This window comes from Streptomyces sp. NPDC052040 (genome assembly GCF_044548405.1).
Lineage (GTDB): Bacteria > Actinomycetota > Actinomycetes > Streptomycetales > Streptomycetaceae > Streptomyces.
The window spans coordinates 36848-55802 of sequence record NZ_JBIUBV010000015.1 but is presented as its reverse complement, the minus strand read 5'-3'; the positions used below and the strand labels follow the sequence as shown (position 1 = coordinate 55802).

At 70.5% G+C, this 18955-nt stretch carries 18 protein-coding genes and 2 tRNA genes; 15 read left to right on the top strand and 5 right to left on the bottom strand.

What is annotated here, in order from left to right; all coding sequences use genetic code 11:
- The first annotated feature begins 194 nt into the window (after nt 1-194).
- The 5 genes from gyrB to ACIHAA_RS25275 all read left to right on the top strand — a co-directional run bounded on the left by gyrB (nt 195) and on the right by ACIHAA_RS25275 (nt 6194).
- A complete protein-coding gene (gene gyrB, locus ACIHAA_RS25295) occupies nt 195-2270 on the top strand; it encodes a DNA topoisomerase (ATP-hydrolyzing) subunit B (RefSeq protein WP_399820918.1) in 2076 nt (691 codons plus the stop codon).
- Nucleotides 2271-2312: 42 nt separating this feature from the next.
- Nucleotides 2313-4907 (top strand): DNA gyrase subunit A, encoded by a 2595-nt coding sequence (gene gyrA / locus ACIHAA_RS25290; protein WP_399820916.1) that lies wholly within the window; start codon nt 2313-2315, stop codon nt 4905-4907.
- 19 nt (nt 4908-4926) lie between these two features.
- Nucleotides 4927-5637: a DUF3566 domain-containing protein gene (locus tag ACIHAA_RS25285; RefSeq protein WP_399820915.1), complete on the top strand. Its 711-nt coding sequence runs from the start codon at nt 4927-4929 to the stop codon at nt 5635-5637.
- Nucleotides 5638-5759: 122 nt separating this feature from the next.
- Nucleotides 5760-5833, top strand: a tRNA-Ile gene (locus tag ACIHAA_RS25280).
- A gap of 157 nt (nt 5834-5990) precedes the next feature.
- A complete protein-coding gene (locus ACIHAA_RS25275) occupies nt 5991-6194 on the top strand; it encodes a hypothetical protein (RefSeq protein ID WP_399820913.1) in 204 nt (67 codons plus the stop codon).
- Nucleotides 6195-6330: 136 nt separating this feature from the next.
- On the opposite strand, the gene ACIHAA_RS25270 is transcribed toward ACIHAA_RS25275, so the two are convergent.
- Entirely contained in the window at nt 6331-6690 is a 360-nt protein-coding gene (locus ACIHAA_RS25270; protein ID WP_399820912.1) for a DUF6344 domain-containing protein, read from the bottom strand.
- A 346-nt stretch (nt 6691-7036) separates the two neighbouring features.
- On the opposite strand from ACIHAA_RS25270, the gene ACIHAA_RS25265 reads away from it, so the two are divergent.
- Nucleotides 7037-7165, top strand: coding sequence for a DLW-39 family protein (locus ACIHAA_RS25265; RefSeq protein ID WP_003999697.1), 129 nt, complete (start codon nt 7037-7039; stop codon nt 7163-7165).
- Nucleotides 7166-7360: 195 nt separating this feature from the next.
- Entirely contained in the window at nt 7361-8761 is a 1401-nt protein-coding gene (locus ACIHAA_RS25260; protein WP_399820910.1) for a hypothetical protein, read from the top strand.
- A gap of 8 nt (nt 8762-8769) precedes the next feature.
- On the opposite strand, the gene ACIHAA_RS25255 is transcribed toward ACIHAA_RS25260, so the two are convergent.
- A complete protein-coding gene (locus ACIHAA_RS25255; protein WP_399820908.1) occupies nt 8770-10893 on the bottom strand; it encodes a protein kinase in 2124 nt (707 codons plus the stop codon).
- 85 nt (nt 10894-10978) lie between these two features.
- The gene (locus tag ACIHAA_RS25250; RefSeq protein WP_399820907.1) at nt 10979-11527 is read right to left on the bottom strand and encodes a helix-turn-helix domain-containing protein; all 549 of its coding nucleotides are present in this window, start codon (nt 11525-11527) and stop codon (nt 10979-10981) included.
- 180 nt (nt 11528-11707) lie between these two features.
- On the opposite strand from ACIHAA_RS25250, the gene ACIHAA_RS25245 reads away from it, so the two are divergent.
- Nucleotides 11708-11780, top strand: a tRNA-Ala gene (locus ACIHAA_RS25245).
- 434 nt (nt 11781-12214) lie between these two features.
- Here the strand turns inward: ACIHAA_RS25245 and ACIHAA_RS25240 are convergent.
- The gene (locus tag ACIHAA_RS25240) at nt 12215-12907 is read right to left on the bottom strand and encodes a DUF5324 family protein (RefSeq protein WP_399820905.1); all 693 of its coding nucleotides are present in this window, start codon (nt 12905-12907) and stop codon (nt 12215-12217) included.
- A 410-nt stretch (nt 12908-13317) separates the two neighbouring features.
- Between ACIHAA_RS25240 and ACIHAA_RS25235 the strand changes: the two genes are divergently transcribed.
- Both ACIHAA_RS25235 and ACIHAA_RS25230 read left to right on the top strand, forming a co-directional pair.
- A complete protein-coding gene (locus ACIHAA_RS25235; RefSeq protein WP_399820903.1) occupies nt 13318-13851 on the top strand; it encodes a peptidylprolyl isomerase in 534 nt (177 codons plus the stop codon).
- A gap of 93 nt (nt 13852-13944) precedes the next feature.
- Nucleotides 13945-14844 (top strand): rhomboid family intramembrane serine protease, encoded by a 900-nt coding sequence (locus ACIHAA_RS25230; RefSeq protein WP_399820901.1) that lies wholly within the window; start codon nt 13945-13947, stop codon nt 14842-14844.
- 304 nt (nt 14845-15148) lie between these two features.
- Here ACIHAA_RS25230 and crgA read toward each other — a convergent pair whose 3' ends face one another.
- Entirely contained in the window at nt 15149-15403 is a 255-nt protein-coding gene (crgA, locus tag ACIHAA_RS25225) for a cell division protein CrgA (RefSeq protein WP_399820899.1), read from the bottom strand.
- Between the two features lie 142 nt (nt 15404-15545).
- On the opposite strand from crgA, the gene ACIHAA_RS25220 reads away from it, so the two are divergent.
- Genes ACIHAA_RS25220 through ACIHAA_RS25200 form a run of 5 tightly spaced genes read left to right on the top strand, consistent with a single transcriptional unit; the run spans nt 15546 to nt 18926 of the window.
- On the top strand, nt 15546-16349 hold the full coding sequence (locus ACIHAA_RS25220; protein ID WP_399820898.1) for a DUF881 domain-containing protein: 804 nt from the start codon (nt 15546-15548) through the stop codon (nt 16347-16349).
- Nucleotides 16350-16386: 37 nt separating this feature from the next.
- The gene (locus ACIHAA_RS25215) at nt 16387-17061 is read left to right on the top strand and encodes a class E sortase (RefSeq protein ID WP_399820895.1); all 675 of its coding nucleotides are present in this window, start codon (nt 16387-16389) and stop codon (nt 17059-17061) included.
- Nucleotides 17062-17113: 52 nt separating this feature from the next.
- Nucleotides 17114-17275: a hypothetical protein gene (locus tag ACIHAA_RS25210; RefSeq protein ID WP_399820894.1), complete on the top strand. Its 162-nt coding sequence runs from the start codon at nt 17114-17116 to the stop codon at nt 17273-17275.
- On the top strand, nt 17272-17910 hold the full coding sequence (locus tag ACIHAA_RS25205; protein WP_399820892.1) for an aminodeoxychorismate/anthranilate synthase component II: 639 nt from the start codon (nt 17272-17274) through the stop codon (nt 17908-17910). Before ACIHAA_RS25210 ends, ACIHAA_RS25205 begins: the two co-directional genes overlap by 4 nt.
- Nucleotides 17907-18926: a class E sortase gene (locus ACIHAA_RS25200; protein WP_399820890.1), complete on the top strand. Its 1020-nt coding sequence runs from the start codon at nt 17907-17909 to the stop codon at nt 18924-18926. Before ACIHAA_RS25205 ends, ACIHAA_RS25200 begins: the two co-directional genes overlap by 4 nt.
- Nucleotides 18927-18955: the final 29 nt, after the last annotated feature.

Genomic DNA, 18955 nt, shown 5'->3' with positions numbered 1-18955 from the left:
CCGAGACCGGTTGAGGGCGGCACATGCGGATCCAGGTACCGGCAAACCCCCATCACTGTCGGCGCTACCGGTAGACTGGGTGACAATCCCGCCCCGATCGTGGGGACCGTCCGGGTATCGCTGAGCAACGCTGATCAAGGCTTACCAACGCAACATGCCGCAGCCGCTCCGGCAACCGCCGACGAGCCTGGCTTGTGCTGTGCCAGAAAGGGCGCTTCGTGGCCGATTCCGGCAACCCCAACGAGAACATCCCCTCCACCGACGCCGGAGCGGCGACCAGCTTGAGCGGCGAGGTCACCGCGTCGTACGACGCCAGTGCCATCACCGTCCTCGAGGGTCTGGACGCGGTCCGCAAGCGACCCGGTATGTACATCGGCTCGACCGGCGAGCGCGGACTCCACCACCTGGTGTACGAGGTGGTGGACAACTCGGTCGACGAGGCGCTGGCCGGTCACGCGGACACCATCGACGTGACGATCCTCGCCGACGGCGGCGTGCGCGTCGTCGACAACGGCCGCGGCATCCCGGTCGGCATCGTGCCGTCCGAGGGCAAGCCGGCCGTCGAGGTCGTGCTGACCGTGCTGCACGCGGGCGGCAAGTTCGGCGGCGGCGGCTACGCGGTCTCCGGCGGTCTGCACGGTGTGGGCGTGTCCGTCGTGAACGCCCTGTCGACCAAGGTGGCCGTCGAGATCAGGACGGACGGCCACCGCTGGACGCAGGAGTACAAGCTCGGCGTCCCCACGGCCCCCCTGGCCCAGCACGAGGCCACGGACGAGACCGGCACCTCGGTCACCTTCTGGGCCGACCCGGACATCTTCGAGACCACCGACTACTCCTTCGAGACGCTCTCGCGGCGCTTCCAGGAGATGGCGTTCCTCAACAAGGGCCTGACGCTCCGGCTCACGGACGAGCGCGAGTCGGCGAAGGCCGTCACCGGCGCGGACGAGGCGGGTGCGGACGAGAAGGCCGAGGTCAAGACCGTCACGTACCACTACGAGGGCGGCATCGTCGACTTCGTGAAGTACCTCAACTCCCGCAAGGGCGACGTGGTGCACCCCACCGTCATCGACCTGGAGGCCGAGGACAAGGACAAGAGCCTGTCCCTCGAGGTCGCGATGCAGTGGAACAGCGGCTACACCGAGGGTGTCTACTCCTTCGCCAACATCATCCACACCCATGAGGGCGGCACGCACGAAGAGGGCTTCCGCGCCGCGCTGACCTCGCTGATCAACAAGTACGCGCGGGACAAGAAGCTGCTGCGCGACAAGGACGACAACCTCACCGGCGACGACATCCGCGAGGGCCTGACCGCGATCATCTCGGTCAAGCTGAGCGAGCCGCAGTTCGAGGGCCAGACCAAGACCAAGCTGGGCAACACCGAGGCGAAGACCTTCGTCCAGCGGGCCGTCTACGAGCACCTCAACGACTGGCTGGACCGCAACCCCAACGAGGCCACGGACATCATCCGCAAGGGCATCCAGGCGGCCACCGCGCGCGTGGCGGCCCGCAAGGCCCGCGACCTCACCCGCCGCAAGGGGCTGCTGGAGACGGCGTCGCTCCCCGGCAAGCTGTCCGACTGCCAGTCGAACGACCCCACCAAGTGCGAGATCTTCATCGTCGAGGGTGACTCCGCCGGCGGTTCGGCCAAGTCCGGCCGCAACCCGCAGTACCAGGCGATCCTCCCGATCCGCGGCAAGATCCTCAACGTCGAGAAGGCGCGGATCGACAAGATCCTCCAGAACCAGGAGATCCAGGCGCTGATCTCGGCCTTCGGCACCGGGGTGCACGAGGACTTCGACATCACCAAGCTCCGCTATCACAAGATCATCCTGATGGCGGACGCCGACGTCGACGGCCAGCACATCAACACCCTGCTGCTGACCTTCCTCTTCCGCTTCATGCGGCCGCTGGTCGAGGCCGGGCACGTCTTCCTCTCCCGCCCGCCGCTGTACAAGATCAAGTGGGGGCGGGACGACTTCGAGTACGCGTACTCCGACCGCGAGCGCGACGCGCTGATCGAGCTGGGACGCAGCAACGGCAAGCGGATCAAGGACGACTCGGTGCAGCGCTTCAAGGGTCTCGGCGAGATGAACGCCGAGGAGCTGCGCGTCACCACCATGGACGTCGACCACCGGGTCCTCGGCCAGGTCACCCTCGACGACGCCGCCCAGGCCGACGACCTCTTCTCGGTCCTGATGGGCGAGGACGTCGAGGCACGCCGCGCGTTCATCCAGCGCAACGCCAAGGACGTCCGCTTCCTCGACATCTGAGTCGGTCTCTGCTGACCGCACCAGGAAGGATCTTCACCAGCAATGGCCGACGAGAACACCCCCGTGACGCCCGATGAGGGCGACGACACCACGCTGCGGATCGAGCCCGTCGGGCTCGAGACGGAGATGCAGCGTTCGTACCTCGACTACGCGATGTCCGTCATCGTCTCGCGTGCGCTGCCCGACGTGCGGGACGGACTCAAGCCCGTCCACCGCCGCGTCCTGTACGCGATGTACGACGGCGGCTACCGCCCCGAGCGCGGCTTCTACAAGTGCGCCCGCGTGGTCGGCGACGTCATGGGCAACTACCACCCGCACGGCGACTCCTCGATCTACGACGCGCTGGTCCGCCTCGCGCAGCCGTGGTCGATGCGGATGCCGCTGGTGGACTCCAACGGCAACTTCGGCTCCCCGGGCAACGACCCGGCCGCCGCCATGCGCTACACCGAGTGCAAGATGGCGCCCCTGTCGATGGAGATGGTCCGCGACATCGACGAGGACACCGTCGACTTCACGGACAACTACGACGGCCGCTCCCAGGAGCCGACGGTCCTGCCGTCCCGCTTCCCGAACCTGCTGATCAACGGCTCCGCCGGTATCGCGGTCGGCATGGCCACCAACATCCCGCCGCACAATCTGCGGGAGGTCGCGTCCGGCGCCCAGTGGTACCTGGAGAACCCGGAGGCCTCGCACGAGGAGCTGCTCGACGCCCTCATCGAGCGCATCAAGGGCCCGGACTTCCCGACCGGCGCCCTGGTGGTGGGCCGCAAGGGCATCGAGGAGGCCTACCGCACCGGCCGCGGCTCGATCACCATGCGCGCGGTCGTCGAGGTCGAGGAGATCCAGAACCGCCAGTGCCTGGTGGTCACCGAGCTTCCCTACCAGGTCAACCCGGACAACCTCGCCCAGAAGATCGCCGACCTGGTGAAGGACGGCCGGATCGGCGGCATCGCGGACGTCCGCGACGAGACGTCCTCCCGCACCGGCCAGCGCCTGGTCATCGTGCTCAAGCGGGACGCGGTCGCCAAGGTCGTCCTGAACAACCTCTACAAGCACACCGACCTCCAGACGAACTTCGGCGCCAACATGCTGGCGCTCGTCGACGGAGTGCCGCGCACCCTGTCCCTGGACGCGTTCATCCGCCACTGGGTGACGCACCAGATCGAGGTCGTCGTCCGCCGTACGCGCTTCCGGCTGCGCAAGGCCGAGGAGCGGGCGCACATCCTGCGCGGCCTGCTGAAGGCCCTGGACGCCATCGACGAGGTCATCGCGCTGATCCGGCGCAGCGACACCGTCGAGATCGCCCGGGAAGGCCTGATGGGCCTGCTGGAGATCGACGAGATCCAGGCCAACGCCATCCTCGAGATGCAGCTGCGCCGCCTCGCCGCCCTGGAGCGCCAGAAGATCGTCCAGGAGCACGACGAGCTCCAGGCGAAGATCCGCGAGTACAACGCGATCCTCGCCTCGCCCGTCCGCCAGCGCGGCATCATCAGCGAGGAGCTGGCCGCGATCGTCGAGAAGTTCGGCGAGGACCGCCGCTCCCAGCTGGTGCCCTTCGACGGCGACATGTCCATCGAGGACCTGATCGCCGAGGAGGACATCGTCGTCACGGTCACCCGCGGCGGCTACATCAAGCGCACCAAGACCGACGACTACCGGGCCCAGAAGCGCGGCGGCAAGGGCGTGCGCGGCGCGAAGCTCAAGGAAGACGACATCGTCGACCACTTCTTCGTGTCGACCACGCACCACTGGCTGCTGTTCTTCACCAACAAGGGCCGGGTCTACCGCGCCAAGGCCTACGAGCTGCCGGACGCCGGCCGGGACGCGCGCGGCCAGCACGTCGCCAACCTGCTCGCCTTCCAGCCCGACGAGGCGATCGCCGAGATCCTGGCGATCCGCGACTACGAGGCGGCCCCGTACCTGGTGCTCGCCACCAAGGGCGGTCTGGTCAAGAAGACGCCTCTGAAGGATTACGATTCGCCGCGCTCCGGCGGTGTCATCGCGATCAACCTCCGCGAGATGGAGGACGGTTCCGATGACGAGCTGATCGGGGCCGAGCTGGTGTCGCCGGACGATGATCTGCTGCTGATCAGCAAGAAGGCCCAGTCGATCCGATTCACCGCGACGGACGACTCGCTGCGTCCGATGGGCCGTGCCACCTCGGGCGTCAAGGGCATGAGCTTCCGCGAGGGGGACGAGCTCCTCTCGATGAATGTTGTTCGACCCGGTACGTTCGTGTTCACTGCCACCGACGGCGGGTACGCGAAGCGGACCGTCGTCGACGAGTACCGCGTCCAGGGCCGCGGCGGCCTCGGCATCAAGGCCGCCAAGATCGTCGAGGACCGTGGATCGCTCGTCGGCGCGCTGGTGGTCGAGGAGACCGACGAGATCCTCGCCATCACGCTGTCGGGCGGTGTGATTCGTACGCGAGTCAACGAGGTCAGGGAGACGGGCCGTGACACCATGGGCGTCCAACTGATCAACCTGGGCAAGCGCGATGCCGTGGTCGGCATCGCACGTAACGCCGAGGCGGGGCGTGAGGCGGAGGAGGTCGACGGCGAGGACGTCGTCGACGAGACCACCGGGGAAGCCACGGCCACCGGCACGGACGAGGGCGAGGCGCCCTCGGCCGAGTAGGCACGAGGAGTGAGTCAGCGTGAGCGGAGCCACGGGCGCCGGGTCGACCGGTACGGACACGGACGGCGGCGGCCGTGGCTCCGCCACGGACTCGAAGGACACCCATGAGTCTCATGGATCCCAGGGGGGAACTGTGACGGACACCCGAGGGCCGGGAGCCCAGCCGTACGCGGCCGGGGCGGGCCCGGCCGCACCGGGCGACCGGCAGGCGCCGGAGGCGCAGCCGGGTACCTCCCCGCTGCCGGGGGAACGACGCCCCCAGCAGGCCGCGGGGCCCTACCACCCGCCGCAGGCCTACCCGGCGCAGCAGGGCACGGGCGCGGTGCGCCGCCCCCGGACCGGCGCCAGCACCACTCCCCGCACCCGCAAGGCGCGGCTCAGGGTGGCCAAGGCCGACCCGTGGTCGGTGATGAAGGTCAGTTTCCTGCTCTCCATCGCGCTCGGCATCTGCACGATCGTGGCGGCCTCGGTGCTGTGGATGGTCATGGACGCCATGGGTGTCTTCTCCACGGTCGGCGGGACCATCTCGGAGGCCACCGGCTCGAACGAGTCGAACGGTTTCGACCTCCAGTCGTTCCTGTCGCTGTCGAACGTGCTCCTCTTCACCACGGTCATCGCGGTCATCGACGTGATCCTGGCGACCGCCCTGGCCACCCTCGGCGCCTTCATCTACAACCTCTCCGCGGGCTTCGTCGGCGGCGTCGAGCTGACGCTGGCGGAGGACGAGTAGGAAAGCGCCACCCGGCGCGGCGCCACCTGCGGAGCGGGGCCCGGTAACCGATTTTGGGACTTCCCACGTCGTGCGCTAATCTTCAGGGGTCAGCGCGCGGGACACACACCGCAGAGCGCGGCGGGGCTATAGCTCAGTTGGTTAGAGCGCATCCCTGATAAGGATGAGGCCACAGGTTCAAATCCTGTTAGCCCCACTTGCGAGAAGACCTCCGGTCTATTAGGGCCGGGGGTCTTTTGGTGTCAGCGGTGGAGAATGCTGCCGTGACAGATGAACCGAGACGCCCTCTCAGTGAGCTTCGGCAGGGCGAGACAGTCCGGGCAACGATCACTGGTCACCAGCCATGGGGCCTCATGGCACAGCTCGACGAGTACGACCCGGTGGGCGCCTCACTGGACACGATTCGCCGCGGAAGCGAGCCGGGAGTGAAGCGACTGGTGCAGGAGCTGCCACCAGTGGGGGCGACCGTCGACCTGGTCATAGGCGAGGTGCGTGACTGGGACACCAAGCCGTGGATATGGGTCGACCTCACGGCACCTGGTCCAGCTGAATACTGACCGTGCCCTCGGAGGGGTGTTTCATGGCAACGGCCCGGCACCTGGGAGCAGGTGTCGGGCCGTTTGCCGTGGGGGCGGTGTACGCAAGGTCGCCCGGGTGGGGCCGCAGGGGTGCCGCGGCCGGGGGAGGGTCGGGTCAGTGGTGCGCTGTCGTCTCGGGAGGGTCGGCGGCGCGGCTCGGGGGTTCCAGGGCGCAGCGGGCGAGGCGGAGTGTCGGGGTGCTGGCCGGCCGTTGACTGCGGCAGGTCGGGGAGGAACCGTGGGCCTCGGCGCGGATGCGTTGTTTCATCGTGGGGGGCAGGGCCCGTTCTCGGGCCCAGAGCTCCTGGGCCGGTTGCGGCGCTGTCACCACGGTGGGGCTCGCGTTGCGCTCCGGCCGGGTCTGGGGTACCTCGGCGGCGGCGGTGCTCGTGGTGATGAATCCCAGCGCGGTGAACAGCGCGAGGAAGGCGCTGACGACTGCGGTCCACAGTTTCATGACCTGATTGCGGGCCATGACCCCTCACTTTCGGGTCGGGCGATTTGCGTACTTTCCTCATGATGTGTAAGGGGGCCGCGAAGTGGTGGACCAACGCCCGTGGCGCGGCGATCTTCGGATGAACACCACTCGGATGGACGCATGAGACCCTGAAATGTCAGGAAAGGCGGGGAGAGCGTCGAACATCACAGTCCGTGAGGGATGCTCACGCGATGTTCGCGCGCTGGCGCATCGGCGACGGTCGGCCGTACTGGGCTGCGCCGGACCGGAGTTGAGCACCGGCTCAGGTCACCGATCGGTATCGATCGGTGTGTATAGTCGGGCGCCAGAAGTCCCCTACGTCAAGGAAAGACGAGGTCGCGCGGTGAAGAAGCTGCTCCTGGTCGCACTGGCCGCCATCGGCGGACTCCTCGTGTACCGCCAGATCCAGGCGGATCGCGCCGAGCAGGATCTGTGGACGGAGGCGACCGACTCCGTGCCCACGGGTTCGTGAGTCCGCACGCACAGCAGACAGCAGAGCAAGCCCCGACCGCCGTTGCGGTCGGGGTTTTGTGTTTCCCGGGTCTTCCCGTCGTCCCGGCCGTTCAGGGGGAAGCGTTTCGGCCGCTCGTCCGTGATATCGCGGTGCCGCCGTGGCACCCGGGGCAGGATGGGCGGCGGTCCGGGGCGGCTACTTCGGGGGTGGAGCGTGGGAGAGCGTCGTACGGAAGCGGGGCGCGGCTTCCCGTGGCGCGGTCGTACCCCGGCGTGCGCGGGGGTCGTCCTGGGCGCGGCGGTGGCGTACGGCACGGCCGCGGCGCTGCCCGCGCGGGCCCTTCCGGCGCCGCCCGCACCGTACGCGTTCGCCCGGGAGGCTAGGGCGGTGGACGGTGCGACGGGCACGACCGACGCCGTACGCCTGGATCCCGGTCATCTGTACCGCAGCGCACTGCCCGTGGGTGCCAGGCGCTACTACCGGCTGGACCTGGACGCGACCGCCGACGCCTATGTCTCGGTGACGGCCGTGCCGCGGGCGGGAGCCCGGGTCACCTCCTCCGACGGCTTCAAGGTGTCGCTCCAGGACGCCGACGGCACCACCTGTTCCTCGGGCACCGCGCATTTCGGTCCCACCCAGAGCCCGCACCCGATCGCCGCCTGGGCCTCCCGCGAGACCGGTCCCGGAACCTACGGGTGCAAGGGGGCCGGGGCCTACTACGTGGTCGTCGAGCGGCGTGATCCGACCGCCGTCCTGCCCACCGGCTGGGACCTGGAGCTGGACTACGTCTCCGAACCCGCCGTGCGCCGGGCCGGGAGCACGGCGCCGTCCGGTGGCTGGAGCGCGGGGTCCCCGGCGCCCGTGCTCGGCGAGGCCGCGCCGCGCGTGGGCGGCGCGGGCTTCGCCACGGCGAGCGCCCTGGGGCAGGGCGTCTGGCGGGACGCGATCAGGCCCGGGCAGACCCTCTTCTACAAGGTCCCCGTCGACTGGGGGCAGCAGCTCTCCGCCACCGCCGAGATGAGCAGCTCCGGGAGCGGCGACGGCTATGTGGGCACCGCCCTCGCGCTGTCCCTCTACAACCCGGTCCGGGCCCATGTGGAGGACGCCGGTGCCGGGTACGGGGGCGCGCAGTCCTCGGCGGCGCTGGAGCCGCTGCCGCCGGTCGACTACGCCAACCGCCGGGCGGTCGGCAGCCGTGCGGGCGGGATGCGGTTCGCGGGCTGGTACTACCTGGCCGTGCATCTCGGGGCACCGGTCGCGGACCGGTTCGGCGGCGGCCCGTTCGGACTGACCCTGCGGGTGCGGATCGGCGGGACACCGGTCTCCGGGCCGGTCTACGCCGGACGGTCCGCGCCGCGTGAGGTGTTCGAGGTGACGGCCGCGGACCGGCGGGAGGCTTCGGCGGGGGCGGCCGCCGGTACGGCGCGGGGCGGCGGCTTCGACGGCTCCGCGCCGCTCGTCCGGGCCGGTGCGGGCGGCGGGACGGCGGGGGACACCCGCGCCCTGGCGATGCTCGCCGCGGGCGGGATCGGCACCGGGAGCGCGCTGCTGCTGTGGCTCGGGGTGTGGACCGCGGCCGCCCGGCGGCGGGCCCGCCGCCGCTGGGCGGGGTGAGCGGCCGTTCAGATCCGGGACAGGGCCCAGAAGCCCACCGCGTAGCAGACCAGGGCGAGGAGCAGGACCGGTACGGCGATCTTCGCGGGCGGTCCCGCGCGCCGGGGAGCCGCCCTTCTGCCGTGCCGTGCGGTCCGCTGCGGGCGGGTGGGGGCGTCCGGCGACCGGGCGACGGTGCCCGGGGCGGGGCGCGGGCCGGGCACGGGGACATACGTGGGTTCGTGGAGCGGGACGGGGGCCGTGTACGCGGGGACCGGCGCGGGTGCCAGAACGGTCGCCGGTTGCGTCGGCGGCTGCCCGGCCGCCCACGGTGTCCGCCCCAGCACTTCCCCGGGCGGCGGAGGCGGCGGCAGCGGGAAGCCACCGGTGTCCGGCGTCGCCAGCGGCCGCGAGGCAGGTGTCGGATCGCCTGCGGGCCTGGGCGGGATGCCGGGGGGAAGGACCTGCGGTGTACCGGCGGGGTGAGGCGGCCCACCGTCCGGAGCGGTGCCGCCGGTGCCGGGAGGAGGGGATATGCCGGGGGGAGGGGCTACGGGGGGCCGCGGGCCGGTGGGGGACGGCACGGGCGTGTGCGGGCCTCCGGGGGCGAGCGGCGGGGGCGGGGTGTGGAGCGCGGTGGGGGTGTGAGGCGCGGAGGAGATGTGGGACCCAGGGGGCGTGGGAGGCGTGAGAGGCGTGCGGGAGGCGGCTGCTGGTGTGCTGCCGGGTGCTGTGGGGGCGGTGGTGGGACGCGGCGGGATGGCGGCACTTGTGCCGTTGCCTACGGCGGTGGTGCCGGATGCCCCGGACGCGGCATCCGCCGCCCCGCTACCGGTTCCCGGTGCGCCCGGTGTGACGGGTGCGCTCGGTGCACCGGCGGAGATCTCCGGAGCGGCGGCGGAGATGTCCGGAGCAGCGGCAGGGGGGCCCGGAGCCGCGGTGGAGACGCCCGGCGAGGCGCCCGACGTACCGGCAGAGGGGCCCGCCGCATCGGCAAGGGAACCCGGCGTACCAGCACAGGGGGGCGCCGCATCGGCAAGGAATTCCTGCGCACCGGCAGAGGCGCCCGCCGCACCGGCGAGGGAACCGTGTGCACCGGCAGGGGAGCCCTGCGTACCGGCAAGGCCCTGCGCACCGGCATGAGCGCCCGAGGAGCCCAAGGACCCCGAGAAGTCCGAGGAGACGCCCGACGTACCAGCCGACACCCCCGACGACCCGTGCTGCGTCCCCGACGGCCCGTCCCCCGCCCCCATCCCCCTCCCCGGCGGCGGCCCCAGGGGCCCCTGGGGGCCGAAGCCCGGGGGAAGCGGGCCGAGTTGGTCGAAGATTTCGACCGACTCGTCGTCGCCGCCGGGTTCGGGCAGCAGTTCCCGGGCCGAGGCGAGCGCCTTGCGCGCGCCCGTGGCCGTACGGAAGCGGGCGGCCGGATCCGGTTGCAGCAGCGTCGCCACGACCTCCCACAGCGGCCCGGGCACGCCGTGCGGTGCTCCGGGGGTGCCGTGCGAGGTGAAGTGCTCGACCAGGGCCCTGGTGTCCGGTTTGGCGCCCTGGAGCAGATACAGCGCGACCAGGCCCACGGCGAACAGGTCGGACGGGAAGTCCGGTTCGGTGCCGAGCAGTTGCTCGGGTGCGAGATAGCCGGGCGTGCCCACCACATGGTCGGTCTCCGTCAGCCGCGGCTCCCCCAGGCGCATGGCCACGCCGAAGTCCGACAGGCGCAGCCGGGGCCGGGCGGTGCCGGTGGCCTCCAGCAGTACGTTCGCGGGCTTGATGTCCCGGTGCACGACCCCTTCCGCGTGCACGGCCGCGAGCCCGGAGAGCAACTGGTCGAGCAGGGTGCAGACAAACGCGGGAGGCAGCGGGCCGTAGTCGCCGACCAGATGGACCAGGGAGCCCCCGGCCACCAGGTCCATGGTGAACAGGACCTTGTCGTCGTCCGCGGCCCAGCTGGCGGGCGCGAGCACATGGGGGTGGTCGATGCGCAGTGCCTGCTCGCGCACGAACCGCAGCAGCGCATGGGCGTCCCGCTGCTGGAGGATCTTGGCGGCCACATAGCGGCGCCGCCGGTGGTCCCAGGCGCGCCACACCGCGCCGACTCCCCCGCGCCCGACGGGGTCGGCCAGTTCGTACCGTCCGGCGAAGACCTCACCCATGGTCGTACGTCGCTCCCCCTCCCGGACGGCACCGGGGACTCCCGCGCACCCCCGGCGCGGGAGCCCCCGGCGGCCGAGGCCGCTGCTAGTTCTGGTGGGACTGGTAGTGGGCGACCGCGTCGGAGGTGCGGCCCGCGCCGTACACCCGGAGGAACTCTGCCAGCTCCGGGTGGCTCGGGGCGAGGGTGTCCGCCGCCTCGATGATGTCCCCGGCCGCCGCGACCGAGCGCAGCAGCGACTGGATCTCGCGGACCACCCGCTTGACCGTGGGCGCACCCGAACTGCTCGTCGTCTGCGTGGTGTTGTTGAGCACGGAACCCCCCTGCGACTTCCTGATCTCGTCCATCCGCTCGGCAGCCTCGGCCGCACTCGCGCTGCCGTCCGCGACCTGCGCCGACAGGTCCTGAAGCAGCTGCACCCGCTGGACCACCGCGGGATTGCCGATCTTGGCCCGCTGACCGCTCATCAGCTGCGACAGCATCGGGGCGGACAGCCCCAGTACGCCGGCGAGACGAGCCTGGTTGAGGCCGAGATCGTCGATGAGCCTACGGAAGAGCGCCCCCAACGGCTCTCCGTACCAGTTCCGCTGAAGCTCCCGCGCTCTTGCGGTGGCTTCCTGCTGTGCGGCGTCCATTGCGTCTCCCCATCGCTTCCCCAAGTACCGCGGTTCGCTGTAGCGAACCACGACGAGCATCTTACGGAGAGTGGTTGTCCACCGGGACCCCCCTCTTTTTGTGAGATACGGGCGCTGACCCGGTACGCTGGTGCGCAGCGCCCGGCGATGTGTCCCTACATCGGACGGACGCGGCTTCTCGGGGCCTTAGCTCAGTTGGTAGAGCGCTGTCTTTGCATGGCAGATGTCAGGGGTTCGACTCCCCTAGGCTCCACATCCTGAACCGGTCGGCCACCCTGTACGGGTGACTGGCCGGTTTTTGTATGGGGTGAGCCGCGTCACACAGGTGTGTTTGCAGCCATTGCAATCCTTTGCGCAAACATTCGCCGATGATCCCGGCGCGGCCGGGTCCCGTGCGGGCGGCCGACGGCCCCGCAGGGTGGTGCGGGGTGATGCGGGATGATTTGCGACATCTTGTACCGGCCGGTGTGCCCGCGGGCACGCATGCGGCGGAGGGCCGCCCGCCGACGAAGTCTCCACGGAATGTGCACAGATGACGCGTTGCAAACGTCATCACAGGGGGAAGGCGCAGGGGTTCGGCGGCGGCCGTCGAGTGGCTTTTTTTCGCTGTGGACAGCGCGGTGGGGCAGGAGCCGTGCAAGTCTCCTGCCCCACGCGGGGGTTGCTGTCCGGCCCGGGCCGGACGGTTCAGCGGTCGTCGTCCTCCGTGGACTCCTCGTCGTCCTGCTTCGCCCTGACCTCGGGGTCCAGTTGGTCCCTGCCGTCCACCGCGGTCAGGCGGTCGTTCTGGGCGACATCGGTCGCGGCGGGCGGCTCCACCAGCCAGTCGGGGTTCGCCTGCTTGTCCCACCACTTCCAGGCGGCGAAGGCACCACCGGCCGCCAGGCCCAGCAGCGCCATGCCCCTGACGACGCGGCCTGCCTTGGCCCGCCGCTGCTGTCGGCGCACCAGCTTCTGGATCTGCTCCGGCGAGACCTGGCCGCGCAGTGCGGCCAGCGCCGCGGCCCCGCGGGAGGCCGCCTCCTCCCTGGCCGGTCCGGCGACGGCGACCGCGTGCCCGATCTTCGGCAGGGAGTAGTCGGCCGCCTGGCGGGCTGCCTTGCGGGTGTAGGCGGCGGCGTCCTGTGCGGCCTGGTCCACCCGGGGCGGCACATGGGTGCGGGCCTGCTCCAGTCGCGGGGCGAGATGGGCGCCGTACTGGACGCGAGCCTGGTCGGCGGCCTGTGACATCCGGGGCGCGAGGCGCACACGCGCCTCGTGCGCGTAGTGGGCTGCCTTGTCCTTGGCCGTGTCGGCGTAGGGCGCCACCACTTCCGCGGCGTGCAGCACGCTGTCCTTCGCCGAACCGGTCGCGGCGCGCACGCTGTCGATGCGGGTCACGGGGTTCCTCCTCCTCGGTGGCGTACGGTAATTCGACTTTCCCGCCTTTTACGGATCATGCCTCTCGGGTTACTCCCGGGCATGCGAGGGCGGGCATCCGGGTCATGCGGCCCGCGAGGGGCCCGGGGCGCCTCGGCGCCTGTTCCGGACGAGTGGTGAAAACACGGAGCAACACAGAGCAACACGGTGCAACAGGGCCTTGTCTACGCAACAGGACTTGTCGACGACAATGCCACGGATCGCCGTGCCGCGCCCCCGTGACGGGGCGACCCGGCTGGTTTTCTGCCCGCCCGCCGCCCCGCCGCGTCCGGGGACACCCCCGGACATGGGCCCGTGAGCGGTGGCCGGACGACTCGGGGCGCGTACCGTGCGAGGATCGGGGAGTCACAGAGGACAACGGAAGGCACATCGTGGCTGAGCAGCTGTACGCCACCCTGAAGACCAACCACGGCGACATCCAGGTCCGGCTTCTGCCGCACCACGCGCCGAAGACGGTCCGCAACTTCGTCGAGCTCGCCCAGGGCGAGCGCGAGTGGACGAACCCCGCCACGGGCCAGAAGTCCACGGAGAAGCTCTACGACGGCACGGTCTTCCACCGGGTGATCAGCGGATTCATGATCCAGGGCGGTGACCCGCTGGGCAACGGCACCGGTGGCCCCGGCTACCAGTTCGAGGACGAGTTCCACCCGGAGCTGGGCTTCGACAAGCCGTACCTGCTGGCCATGGCCAACGCCGGTCCGGGCACCAACGGCTCGCAGTTCTTCATCACGGTCTCCCCGACGGCCTGGCTGACCCGCAAGCACACCATCTTCGGCGAGGTCGTCGACCAGGCCAGCCAGAAGGTGGTGGACGCCATCGCGACCACCCAGACCAACCCCCGCACGGACCGTCCGGTCAAGGACGTCGTCATCGAGTCGGTCGTCGTCGAGTCCCGCGAGGGCTGACCCCTTCGGGGAACCGCACGAGGGAACAAAGCGCCCCGCCCGTCCGTCCAAGGAAGGGCGGGGCCGGCCCGTCGTACGGAGAGTGAGGGGACCATGGAGCAGGCGCCAGGCAGCCAGGAGCAGGGGCCGCACGGAGCCCGGGAGCTGCCGGGCTGCTACCGGCACGCGGACCGGGAGACGGCCATCCGCTGTACCCGCTGTGAGCGGCCGATCTGTCCGGAGTGCATGGTCAGCGCCTCGGTCGGCTTCCAGTGCCCCGAGTGCGTCCGCAGCGGCTCCGGTACGGGCCATTCCCCGGCCGCGTCCCGCCCCCGCACGCTCGCGGGCGGCACCGTCGCCGCCGACCCCCGGCTGGTCACCAAGATCCTCATCGGGATCAATCTGGTCCTTTTCCTGCTCCAGCAGGCGCTGGGCGACGCCTTCACCAACCGCTTCGAGCTCGTGGGGCGGGCGGTGTTCTCCTTCGACGGGCCGCTCCAGGGCGTCGCGGAGGGGCAGTGGTACCGGCTGCTGACGGCGATGTTCCTGCACGCCAACGTCGTCCACATCATGTTCAACATGCTCAGCCTGTGGTGGATCGGCGCCCCGCTGGAGGCGGCCCTCGGCCGTGCCCGCTACCTCGCGCTCTACTTCTCCGCCGGGCTGGCCGGAAGCGCCCTCACCTATCTGCTCGCCGCCCCGGTGCAGCCCTCGCTCGGTGCCTCCGGCGCGATCTTCGGCCTGTTCGGAGCCACCGCCGTGCTGATGCGCCGGCTCAGGTACGACATGCGCCCGGTGATCGGTCTGCTGGTGGTCAACCTGATCATCACCTTCTGGTGGGCCGGGATCGCCTGGCAGGCTCACATCGGGGGACTGGTCGGCGGCGTCGTGGTCGGCTACGCCATGGTCCACGCCCCCCGCGAGCGGCGGAATCTCGTCCAGTACGGGGTCTGCGCCCTGGTGCTGGCCGCGGTGGTCGTGATGACACTGACGAGGACCGCGCAGCTCACCTGAGCAGCGGATCCCCACGGGCCGTAGCCCGAGGTTGTACCCAGCGTTGTCCACAGTCCCCGGTGGATCGTGCGCTTCCGGTGGGGAACATGCGTGCCCCCTGTCACCGGTCGGAGTTTCCGCAGGTGGAACAGGGGGCGAACATGCTTACGGAGACCGATGATTCCTTCATACCGGCGTCAACGCCCGATGGGTTATCCACAGATCTTCGTTCTTTTTCCACCGGTCGGGGTCTCTGTGGACAAGGCTGTGGATAACTAGCCTCGGGAACCCCTGGCGGCGCCGGTCGCGGAGCCTGCCGGGACCGCTACTTCCACTGCGTGGAGACGCCGAACCCCGCCGCGATGAAGCCGAAGCCCACGACGATGTTCCAGTTGCGCAGTGCGTGCACGGGCAGCGAGCCGTCGGTCACGTAGAAGACGACGATCCACGCGAGACCGATGAGGAACATCGCCAGCATGACCGGCGCGACCCAGCCCCGGCTGTCCAGCTTGAGACTGGTGGCCTGCTTGGCGGGCGGCGGCGTGTAGTCGGCCTTCTTGCGGATACGTGACTTCGGCACGAGGGTCTCTCCTGTCGATGCGCTGCGTGGCCGCGCAAGGGAACGGGGCGGGCTCCGGGGCAGCGTACAAGGGGACACTGAGCGCTCCCCCGGGCGTCCGTTAGCGTAGTGCTTCCGCGGCGCCGAAGGAGATAAGGGTACGTTGAGCAATCCGGCCGACTCCCCCCAGGCGGGTCCCGGTTCCCCCGGGACGGGGACCGCATCCCGCCCTCCGCGCCGGCTGCGGCCCGTGCGTGTCCTCACCGTGGGCGTCTTCGCCCTCGCCGGGCTCCTCTTCTTCACCAGCTTCAACACGGCCAAGGGCACCGACATCCGCACGGACTCCTCCCTGCTGAAGCTCTCCGACCTGATCCACGACCGCAGTCGCAAGAACGCCCGTCTCGACGAGTCCAACGCCCTGCTCCGCGACGATGTCGAGGGACTCGCCAAGCGCACCGGCGGCGGCAGCAGCAAGGCCGAGGAGGCCCGGCTCGCGGCCCTGGAGAAGGACACGGGCACCCAGAAGCTCGCGGGCAGTGCCGTCACGGTCACGCTCAATGACGCCCCGCCCGGCGCCACCGCCAAGCTCCCCGGCTACCCCGAGCCCCAGCCCGACTATCTGGTCATCCACCAGCAGGATCTGCAAGCCGTGGTGAACGCCCTGTGGCAGGGCGGCGCCCGCGGGATCAAGGTCATGGACCAGCGGCTGATCTCCACCAGCGCCGTGCGCTGCGTCGGCAACACCCTGATCCTCCAGGGCCGCGTCTACTCGCCCCCGTACAAGATCACCGCCGTGGGCGACCCGGACCGGCTCCAGAAGGCGCTCGCCGCCTCGCCCGCGATCCAGAACTACATGGTGTACGTCAATGTCTACGGCCTCGGCTGGAAGGTCACCGAGGACGGAACGGTGACTCTCCCCGGCTACTCGGGCACAGTGGACCTGCACTACGCGAAGCCCGTGGAGTAGGGGACCGGGAACGGCTGCCGCTGGGGGACCTGTGCCGGTGCGAGCGATCGTCAGGACCGTCAGCGAGATCTGTGTGACCGCCGGGGCCCTCGTGGTGCTCTTCGTGGCCTATCTCCTCTTCTGGACCGGGGTGCGCGCGGACGGCGCGATGCAGGACGGTGTCGCCCGGCTGCACCGGCAGTGGTCGCGGGCCGCGGCGGCGCCCGCCGGTTCCGCGGGCCCCCGGCCGCCCGCGCCGTACACCCCCGGTGAACCGTTCGCCGTCATGTACATCCCGCGGTTCGGTTTCACGTGGAACAAGCCCGTGCTGGAGGGCACCGCCACGGGCACCCTGGAGAAGGGGCTCGGCCACTACCCGGGCACCGCCCAGCTCGGCCAGGAGGGCAACTTCGCCGTCGCGGGACACCGGCGCACCTATGGCGACCCCTTCCGGGACGTCCCCCGGCTGCGCCCCGGGGACGCGGTGGTCCTCACCGACGGAACCACCTGGTTCACGTATCGGATCGACAAAGGCCCTTACAAAACCGTGCCCACCGACGTTGAAGTAATCGACCCTGTGCCACGTACGTCGGGGTACACGCGTCCCGGACGCTATCTGACGCTGACCACGTGCGATCCGGAATGGGGGCACAGTCACCGGCTGATCGTCTGGGCGCACCTCGATGCCACACAGCCTGTGGACACAGGGAAACCGGCGGCCCTGCGCCGTTAGTCTGGTGGCGTGCGGCGGGAGTCTGGTGCCGTGGTGAGAGGGAAGGGACGGCATGTACGGCTGGATCTGGCGGCATCTGCCGGGGAACGCTTGGGTGAGGGCGCTGGTCTCGGCGCTCCTGGTCCTGGCCGTGGTCTACGTCCTCTTCCAGTACGTCTTCCCCTGGGCCGAACCGCTGCTGCCCTTCAACGATGTGACGGTGGACAACCAGTGAGCGCGCGCATTCTCGTCGTCGACAACTACGACAGCTTCGTCTTCAACCTGGTCCAGTACCTCTACCAGCTCGGCGCCGAGTGCGAGGTGCTGCGCAACGACGAGGTGTCCACGGCCCACGCCCAGGACGGCTTCGACGGCGTGCTGCTGTCCCCCGGCCCCGGCACCCCCGAGGAGGCCGGGGTCTGCATCGACATGGTGCGGCACTGCGCCGCCACCGGGGTACCCGTCTTCGGCGTCTGCCTGGGCATGCAGTCGATGCAGGTGGCCTACGGCGGTGTCGTCGACCGGGCACCGGAACTCCTGCACGGCAAGACCTCCCTGGTCGAGCACCGGGGCCAGGGCGTCTTCGCCGGACTCCCCACCCCCTTCACCGCGACCCGCTACCACTCCCTGGCCGCCGAGCCCGCGACGGTGTCGGCCGAGCTGGAGGTCACGGCGCGCACCCACGACGGCATCATCATGGGCCTCAGGCACCGCGAACTCCCGGTCGAGGGCGTGCAGTTCCACCCCGAGTCGGTGCTCACGGAGCACGGCCACCGGATGATGGCCAACTGGCTGTCGGAGTGCGGCGACCGCGAGGCCGTGGCGAGGTCGGCGGGGCTCGCCCCGGTGGTGGGCAGGGCCACGGCGTGACCACGCTGCGCCCCGGGCGCGACACCGGCGCCCCCCGGGGCGCCGCGGACCACGGATCCCCGTACGTACCCCGGCCGTACGGGGGCGGCGGTGCGTGGCAGGGCCAGGGCACGGACAGCGAGACGGTCGCGCTGCGCGCCGTGGACGCCGAGGAGGCCCGCCGGGCGGGTGCTTCCGCCGCCGGGACCCCGGCCGCGGACGGCGGCCGTGCGGCGCGGCGCAGGGCGGCCGCGAAGCACGGGCGGCACGGCGGCCGCCCCCCGGCGGCCGGGAGCGCCCCTGGGACGGCCTCGGCGGCTCCCCTGTCCCGAGTGGAGGCCCGGCGGGCCGCACGGGCCCGCAGGCCGGGCGTCGGGGTCGTCATGAGCCGCCTGGTGGGCGAGCTGTTCATCACCGCCGGAGTGGTGATGCTGCTGTTCGTCACCTACCAGCTGTGGTGGTCCAACATCCGGGCGCACCAGGAGGCGGGCAGCGCCGCCCAGCACCTCCAGCAGGACTGGGCCAGCGGCAAGCGGGCCCCGGGCGTGTTCGCACCGGGACAGGGCTTCGCCATCCTGCACATCCCCAAACTGGACGTGGTCGCACCGATCGCGGAAGGCACCAGCAAGACCGGCGTCCTCGACAAGGGCATGGTCGGCCACTACGGCGAGGGCAGCCTCAAGACGGCCATGCCGGACGCCAGGACCGGCAACTTCGGGCTCGCCGCGCACCGGAACACGCACGGCGAACCGTTCCGCTACATCAACCGCCTCCAGCCGGGCGATGCGATCGTGGTGGAGACCCAGGACGACTACTACGTCTACCGGATGACCTCCACCCTCCCGGTGACCTCGCCCGCCAACACCAGTGTCCTCGACCCCATACCCAGGGGCTCGGGCTTCACCGAGCCGGGCCGGTACATCACCCTCACCACCTGCACCCCGGAATTCACCAGCAAATACCGGCTGATCGTCTGGGGCAAGATGGTCGAGGAACGGCCGCGCAGCAAGGGCAAGCCGGACGCGCTCATCTCGTAGGCACGCTGCGTGCCACAGGTCCGCCCGGT